Annotated in this window: 6 protein-coding genes; 2 read left to right on the top strand and 4 right to left on the bottom strand. The window is 73.1% G+C overall.

Features of this window, described 5'->3' with window-relative positions; genetic code table 11:
• Nucleotides 1–467: 467 nt before the first annotated feature.
• Nucleotides 468–1,829 (top strand): Tim44-like domain-containing protein, encoded by a 1,362-nt coding sequence (locus ACFV4F_RS20920; protein WP_380504425.1) that lies wholly within the window; start codon nucleotides 468–470, stop codon nucleotides 1,827–1,829.
• Between the two features lie 1,341 nt (nucleotides 1,830–3,170).
• Nucleotides 3,171–3,662 (top strand): hypothetical protein, encoded by a 492-nt coding sequence (locus ACFV4F_RS20915; RefSeq protein ID WP_380504422.1) that lies wholly within the window; start codon nucleotides 3,171–3,173, stop codon nucleotides 3,660–3,662.
• An 840-nt stretch (nucleotides 3,663–4,502) separates the two neighbouring features.
• Here ACFV4F_RS20915 and ACFV4F_RS20910 read toward each other — a convergent pair.
• The 4 genes from ACFV4F_RS20910 to ACFV4F_RS20895 form a co-directional block, all read right to left on the bottom strand.
• Complete coding sequence (locus ACFV4F_RS20910) at nucleotides 4,503–5,450, bottom strand: SDR family NAD(P)-dependent oxidoreductase (RefSeq protein ID WP_380504419.1); 948 nt, start codon at nucleotides 5,448–5,450, stop codon at nucleotides 4,503–4,505.
• The gene (locus ACFV4F_RS20905; protein ID WP_380448694.1) at nucleotides 5,447–6,430 is read right to left on the bottom strand and encodes a 3-oxoacyl-ACP synthase III family protein; all 984 of its coding nucleotides are present in this window, start codon (nucleotides 6,428–6,430) and stop codon (nucleotides 5,447–5,449) included. Before ACFV4F_RS20905 ends, ACFV4F_RS20910 begins: the two co-directional genes overlap by 4 nt.
• 35 nt (nucleotides 6,431–6,465) lie before the next feature.
• On the bottom strand, nucleotides 6,466–6,732 hold the full coding sequence (locus ACFV4F_RS20900; protein WP_380448692.1) for a hypothetical protein: 267 nt from the start codon (nucleotides 6,730–6,732) through the stop codon (nucleotides 6,466–6,468).
• Between the two features lie 1,223 nt (nucleotides 6,733–7,955).
• On the bottom strand, nucleotides 7,956–8,174 hold a 219-nt coding region (locus ACFV4F_RS20895; RefSeq protein ID WP_380504416.1), incomplete at its 5' end, for a hypothetical protein.

Below are 8,174 nucleotides of genomic sequence, written 5' to 3'. Positions count from 1 at the left end.
GGGGCCCCCCCCCCCCCCCCGCGGGGGGGGCCCCCCCCCGCCCCCCCCCGGCCCCCCCCCCGGCCCCCCGCGGGGGGGGGGGCCCCCCCCCCCCCCCCCCCCCACGGTCGCAAAGAGCGCCGGAGTCCCCGGCGTACGTCCCCGCAACCCGGTGACGACCGGCGATCCCGGACAGGAACCCGCCTCAAAGACCCCGGCCTCGGCCCCCGACCAGCCCACGACCGACCCACGACCGGCCCACGGCCGGCCCGCGGCCAGCGGCCCCGGCGTTCGGGGCGGGCACGGGAGCCCGGACGTCATGCAGGCCCGAGACCCCCGCCCCGGAAGACCCGCCGGCCCGCCCCAGGAGGCCCGCCCCGGGAAGGCCCCGCCGCCCCCTGCCGGACCGCCCGCCGCCCGCCACACCTCCCGGACACCCCCGGCTTGTAGGCTTGCCGGAACATCTCGGTTCGTTGAGGGAGGGCCCGGTGCGCGTCCGCCGGTGGATATGCGTGCTCGCGGGAGCCGTCGCGCTGAGCAGCCCGACGGCCGCCTACGCCCGCGGCGGGGGCGGCGGCCACGGCTTCGGCGGCGGCCACGGCAGCAGCGGGGGCAGCGGCGGCGGGGGCGGCCACGGCAGCGGCTTCCACGGGTCGGGCGGCGGCGGTTTCGGCACCGGCTTCGGAACGGGTTTCGGGGCCGGCGGCGGTGGCGGGGGGATCGTCACCCTGCTGGTGATCGTGGCCGTGGTCCTGCTGGTCCTGTGGCTGTGGTCCCGGCGCCGCAGGGCCAGGCTCGCGGACGGCCTGAACACCGTCTCCGACCGCGCGGCCCACCGCGCCGACGCGCAGGCGCGCGAGCGCGCCGCCCACGTCTCGGCCCGCGTGGACGCCATCGCTGACACCGATGCGACCTTCGATCGCGCCGCGCTCGAACAGCGCGCCGTGTGGCTGTACGAGAGCGCCCAGCGCGCCTGGACCGGGCACGACCTCGCCACGCTGCAGCGGATCCTGTCCCCGGTGCTGTACGGCAAGTGGGCCGAGGAACTGCGGGACTACGCCGCGCGTGGCGAGGTCAACGTCGTGGAGATCGTCTCCGGCCCGGCCGTCGAGCTGGTCGACGTCGCCAACCGCGCGGGCGAGGTGAACGACACCGTCACCTTCCGGATCACCGCGACCCTCCACGACTACGTGCGGCGCGCCGACGGCGGGCAGGGCGTGCGCAAGGACGGCTCGACCCGCCCGGTCGAGTACTGGACCCTGCGCAAGAACGCGGCCGGCGAGTGGATCGTGTCGTCGCTGGAACAGGCCGCCGAAGGCGCCCACCACCTGAGCGCCGCCATCGAGACGGACGGCTGGGACCAGAAGGACGTCGCCCGCCAGGCCGTGCTCGAAGTCGCCGGCAAGACCTCGCTCACCGGGGCCGGCGACATCCTGTCGCTCACCAACATCTCGTGGACCACCGACGCCGACACCGCCGCCGGCGACCTGAGCGTCCTGGACGCCCGCTTCGACAGGGCGGTCCTGGAAGTCGCCGTCGAACGGTTCCTCGAGGAATGGGCCATGAACGACGGCAGCCTCGACTTCACCCCCGTCCGCACCCCCCGCCGCACCGTCCTGCGCCAGGCCGACATCACATCCGTCAAGGTCACCTCGCTCCTGTCCCGCACCCCCATCGTCTTCCGCCTCACGGTCGACGCCCAGGGCGTCTACTACGAAGTCGACCGCCGCAGCGAACAGGTCCTGCACGGCGACCCGCACCAGCGCAGACCCATCACCTTCACCTTCGACCTGCGCCTGGACGACACCCCGCCCGGGACATGGACCGTCACCGCCACCACCACGCAGTAACCCCGGCCCCCGGCCCACGCACCCGCACCCGCGCCCACGCCCGCATCCCGCCCTCCCCGCAGGCACGGCCCGCACCCGCACCACAGGCACCCAACGCCCACAACCCGCCCTCCCCGGCCAGGACCCCCGCCACGGCGGCGCACGGCCCGGCCGCCGTGGCAGCGGACCGGGAACCGCGCCGGCCCACCCCTTCCGCCAGGCCGGGCCCGGGCCTACCCGCGAGAGCGGGCCCGGCACAGCCGGGGCCCGGGCACCTCCCCCACAGCCGGCACGCCGCCCTCGCCGCGCACAGCAGCGGGTCACGGTCCCCTTTCCGTTCCGGGGGCGACACACTGCCCGCGGCCTGGCGGACCACCCCGGCGGCAGGCCGCGCAACGGCGAGCGGGCCGGCTCCCGCGCCGAGGAGCTCTCCGGCATCCGGCCACGACGGATCCCTACGAAGCGCGGCCAAGCGCCGCCCCCCCACGGACAACGGCCCCAGGACCAGGGGCCTTGCGCGGACGACGCAAGGGCCCCGTCCCTGGGGCCGGGATCAGGACCGGGGCGGCCCGGGCCGTGTCCGACACCCCCGGGCGCAGGAGAGCCGGGACCGGCACGGCCGTCCGCGTCCCGGCCCCGGAAACGGCCGCGGGCCCGCCCCACCGCACCCTCGGGGCGTCGTCGGCGGGATGGACGGGGCTGTGGCCCGACGCGTGTGACCCGGCCGCGCCGAGTGCCGGCCGGGCTTCTCGGGCAGCACGCGGAACCGCCCGAAAAACGAGCCGCGGCCCGGACGGCCGGGACGACGGTTCACAGCGGCGCAAGAGATCGCGCCCCGGCCGAAGGAGCCGTTGTCCGCCTCGACCGCAGGCATCGCGGTGCCGTGCCGGTGACCGGTCCGCAGTCCCCGCTCGCGGCCGGCCGACGGGAAGTCACCCGACTGATTTTGTCGGGCTATATGAGCGCCACTGCTTCGGTGTGAACGGGAGCCGGGTCCAGGCCGTTCGTGGCGGTGGTGTACTCGCCCGGGACGGGTGCTCTTCGGTCAGTTCGGGAGCCACTTCGGCGGGCATGGGAGCCATTGGCCGGGTGACCGGGCGGGTCTGGGCGGAGTGTCCGAGAAGACCGGGTCAGCGTCGTCGATAACGTGTGGTCGCGGGCCCGGGTTGCCTCCCTGACAAGTCGAGGCCAGGGCCCGCCCCATGCGAAACGAGAGCACTGCGACAGCATGCCGTGATCGAGCTCGTTGGGTTCCTCGGAGTGCCTGACGCACTGGTCCAGCTGGCTGTCGCGTGGCGTACCCGGCCGTCCCCCGTCTCCGGCACCGCTGTAGCGTTGTCCGCAGACGATCAGGGGGGTTCAGTGACGAGGTCCTTGCATTTCAGCTGGGAACTGAGCGGCTCCGGCTGGGCGAGGTGCAGGATCTGGGACGGCTCGACGAAGCACCAGGACAGCGTCAGCTACTGTACGAACGCGCTCGCCGACTTGCTGAAAGGCGTGTCGGGCCTTTACGGCCCCCATGGCGTCCAGCGGTTCTCGTTCGATCTCGAACCGGCAGAGGCGCGGTGGATTCTTCGTCGCCAAAGCAGTTACGTGCACATCACGATCCGTCGCTTCCCGGACATGTCGGCCAGCTTCGACGTACCGGACGGGAAGGGCACCCTCGTGTGGACGTCCTCACGTCCTCGCACCTCCCTGGCGCATGCGGTCGCGATGGCTGCCGAGAAGGTGCGGCGAACCCACGGCGAGGACGGCTACCTCCGGAAGTGGCAGCTGCACGCCTTCCCCACCGCCGAACTGGAAACCCTTCGGCACCTGCACCTGGCAGCGGATGACTGCGCTCTCCAGCACTGAACCAACGGCGCCTCACGGCGCAGACAAAAGCTGAGCCAGAACCGCTTCTGGTTCTGGCCCAGGTTGTGCGCCAGTGACGGTCCGTGACGGATCACCGGCTCTTGCCGGCCTCGTAGATCGACTGAAAGTCGTTGGCTCGGGTCCCGGGTGGCTGACAGTCGGCGACCGTGACGCAATCGTGGTCCCTGTTCCCGGAGTTGCTGTTCCCGTCAGTGCCGGAGGTGGCAAGCCGGGCCAGAAACCACTTCACCCCGGCGGACCACGCCGGCGAACCACCCGCCACGCACCGCCCGGCAGGGACGGGCCGCACCGGCGGGGACGGGCCGCACCGGCGGAGGCGGGCGGACGCCTGCAGGGACGGGCGGACGCCTGCGGGGACGGGCGGACGCCGCTGGCGGGGGCGGTGCCCGCGCGGAGCGCTACCGGGCCCGGGACCGGCAACCGGCCTGGGGGCCGGCCGCACGGCGAGACGAGAGAAGAAACCGCACCCAAGGCCTGGACGAGCCCGGGCCGCCGACCAGTACCCCTCACACAGCAGACCCGGAACCGGCCGGCCCTGCCCGGGCCCGCACACGGCCACGGCCCCGCCCCCGACGCTCTCCCGGGGGGGGGGGGGGGGGGGGGGGGGGGGGCGGGGCGGGACGGCACCGGCCACAAGGCAGCAGGCCCGGGACGGGGCCGGGGACGGTCCCGTGGCGCCGCGGAGACCAGGCCCCCGGCGGGCCGGACCCGGGGGACGGGACCCGTCCGCGCAGGGCCGCCCCGCAGGGGGTGTCCAGGGGCCCTCCCCCGCAGCGCCGGGCAGGCGGCCTGCCCGGGGCCGGCCGGGGTTGCGGGGGGTCAGGTGATCGAGGCGCCCGAGTCGATGCTGATGACCTGACCGGTCATGCAGTCCTGGTCCAGGAACAGGTGGATCGCCCGCGCGACCTCCTGCGGAGTCACGAACCGCGGGATCGGCGCCTTGTCCCGCATTGCCTCGATCACCTTCTGCGGCAGCGTGTCCGTCATCCCCGTGATCATGAACCCGGGCGACAGCGCGTTGACCGTCACCCCCCGCCGCCCGCACTCCGCAGCCAGCGTCCGCGTCATCCCGACCAGCCCCGCCTTCGACGCCGAATACGCCGTCTGCCCCGCGGTCGCGATCAGCGCCGACGGCGACACGATGTTCACCACCCGCCCCCACCGCGCCCGCAGCATCCCCGGCACACACACCCGCGCCGTGTGGAACGAACCGACCAGATTCGTGTCGACCACCCGGCGCCAGTCCGCCGGCGACTGCATCGCCATCAGCGCGTCCCTGCGGATCCCGCCGTTGTTGACCAGCACGTCCACCGGACCCAGCACCGCCTCGATCTCCGCGGCCATCGCCAGCACCGCGCCGTGATCGGCCACGTCCCCGCCCACCACCACATGGTCGTTCACCAGCTTGCCCGCCACCTCCTCGGCCGCCTGGCGCGAGGAGTTGAAATGCACCGCGACCCGGCACCCCGCCGCATCCAGCTCCAGCGCCAGCTCCCGCCCCAGCCCGCCCGAGGCACCCGTCACCAGCGCCACCGGCGACACCGGCCGCCGGCCCAGACCACCCCGGCCGGCCGCCTCCCGGCCGGCCGCGTCCCGGGCGCCCGTCTCCCGGCCCGCCGCATCCCGGGCACCCGTCTCCCGGGCGCCCGCATCCGGGGCACCCGCATCCCCGGCGCTCACGTCCCGGCCCGTGTCCCGGGCACTCACGTCCCGGCCGCCCGTGTCCCGGCCGCCCGTGTCCCGGGCGCCCGTGTCCTGGCCGCTCACGCCGCACCTCCCCAGGTCAGCAGCATCGAACCCCACGTCATCCCCGCACCGAACCCGGCCAGCAACACCGTGTCACCATCCTTGATCCGCCCCGCGTCCAGCGCCTCCGCCAGCGCGATCGGCACCGAACCCGACGCCGTGTTGCCATACCGGTCCAGATTCGCCACCAGCCGGTCCGCGGGAATCCCCGTGTGATTCAGCACCGAATTGATGATCCGGATGTTCGCCTGATGCGGCACCACATGATCCACATCCAGCGCACTCACCTTCGCCTGCTCCAGCGTCTCGCGGATCGTACGCACCGTGTACCGCACCGCGTTCAGATAGATCTCGTTACCGTTGATCTGCGCATAATGCAGACCGGCACGCACCGTCTCCTCACTGACCGGCATCCGCGAACCACCCGCCAGGACCTTCAACGAGTCCTTGCACGAGCCGTCCGCACCCAGATTCCACGCCCGCACCCGGTCCACCGGCCCCGGCACCAGCACCACCGCCCCCGCACCATCCCCCACCAGGATCGACAGATCCCGGTCCGCGGGATTGGCCGTCAGCGTGTGCGTGTCCGAACCCACCACCAGCACCGGCCGCGGATCCATCCGCATCAGACCCGCCGCCGTCACCAGCGCATACACAAACCCCGCACACTCCGCATTCACGTCATGCGCACTGCCCGCGATCCCCAGCGCCTCGTGCACGAACGCCGACGTCGCCGGCGACGGCTGCTCCGGCGTCGCCGTCGCCACGATCAGATGCGCCACATCCGACCCCGACAACCCCGCCCGCTCCAGCGCCCGCCGCCCCGCCTCCACCGCCATCGACGCCGTCGTCTCACCCGCCGACACCGCCCGCCGCTCACGGATCCCGCACCTGGAGACGATCCAGTGCTCATCCACACCGAACCGCTCCGCCAGCTGCGCACTGGTCACCACCCGGCCGGGAACCCACATCCCCCACCCGGCGACATCGAAACCGCTCACCACCCGCCCCCTCTCTCCTGCCTCCCCGCCCCCCTTCAGGAACCCGAACCCGCGCCGCCGGCCAGCGCCACGATCCGCCCGTGCACCACCCGCAACGTCGTCGTGTCATCGATGTCCGCGAACAACGACTCGTCCGCCCCGATATGCGGATACGCGTTCTGGAACCCGTACAGCCACTCCATCAGATCCAGCGAATCCACATCCGCGATGTGCTGCAACGCCGCATCCGCATCGATCTCCCGCGCACCCGACACCGCCTGCAACTGCGCCGCCAGATCCTCAACCGAAGGAATCCCCGACATCACACAACCATCCCTTCCACACACACGCGCCCCCCGGCACACCACGCGCCGGAACAAAGGACGCCAAACCACAACCCCTGACAGGGCCGCCCACACACAACACAGGCCCGAACCCGGACCAAACCCGGACCAGACCAGACAGGGCCAGACTAGACCGGGCCAGAGCAGACCGGGGCCAGAGCAGACCGGGCCGGCCGCGCTGGAGACGCGGACCACCGGCCACACCCACCCCCAGCCCTCCCGGGGAAGAGATTCCCCCGGGGGAGACGGAGCCGGGCACAACGGTGCCGGGCCGCCGGACCGGCCAACCAGCCGGTCCCGCCAGGCCGTTCACACGAACACGACCCGGACCCGGCCGGCCGCCGCGCTGGAAACGCGGACCACCAGCCACACCCACCCCAGCCAGCCCCCCAGGAAAACCCCCGGGACGACGGAACCGGGCAGACGCCGCAACCGTGTCGCTTTCGACAACCGCATGGAACCCGCCCCCACGCAAAAACCCCGCAACCACCCCCCACAACCACCCCTGTTGCGCACCACTTGCGAGGACCACGCTTACCTGACCCACGACCGCACCACCCAACACCCCGCCACCCCCGCACACCCACCCACCCGCCAACAAGCCGGCACCAAGCAGCGGGCACCGGGCACCGGGCACACCAGGAACAGCGCCACCCGCACCGAAGAACCACCACCCGACCCACCACCGGACACCGGCACTGAACAGCCAGGCGCCACCCGCCCCCAGGCACCACAAGCACCACCGCCCGCCACCGCGCGGGCACCGCCCCACCGCCGACCCGCCGGCGCCAGGCCCTAAACAGCCAAGCGCCACAACGTCCGAAGCACCACCAGCGACCGGCCTCACACCACCAGGCACCACCCCCCGGGTAAAGGACCCCGCACCACCGCCCAACGCCCCACCGGACAACCGGGCAACCGGGCAACCGGGCAACCGTCAGAACACGCTGAACGGCCACCGCACCACCAGGCACCACCCCTCGACCGGCCACCAGCACCACACGGAACACCGCCACCGGCCGGCACCCCACACCCACGCCTCACACCCGGAGCAAAACCGGCAACCGGCAACCACCCTCAACAGCCGGACACCACCCGCCCCCAGGCCCACCGCACCACCGGACGGGAACCGGCACCGAACCACCAGACGCCACAAGCACCACCGCCCCACAGGCAAAGGACGAACCCCTCACCCCCGGCAGTCAACCGGGCCGCGGGACCACCACCGATGCCGAACCACCGGACACCACAAGCACCACCGCCCGCCACCAGGCCGGCACCGCACCACCACCGAACAACGAACCCGCCCAACGCCCCACAGGCAACAGGCAACAGGCAACAGGCAACAGGCAACAGGCAACAGGCAACAGGCAACAGGCAACAGGCAACAGGCAACAGGCAACAGGCAACAGGCAACAGGC

This window comes from Kitasatospora sp. NPDC059722 (assembly GCF_042733235.1).
Lineage (GTDB): Bacteria > Actinomycetota > Actinomycetes > Streptomycetales > Streptomycetaceae > Kitasatospora.
Note: the sequence above shows the minus strand (reverse complement) of the source record. Positions and strands in the feature narration are given on the sequence as shown.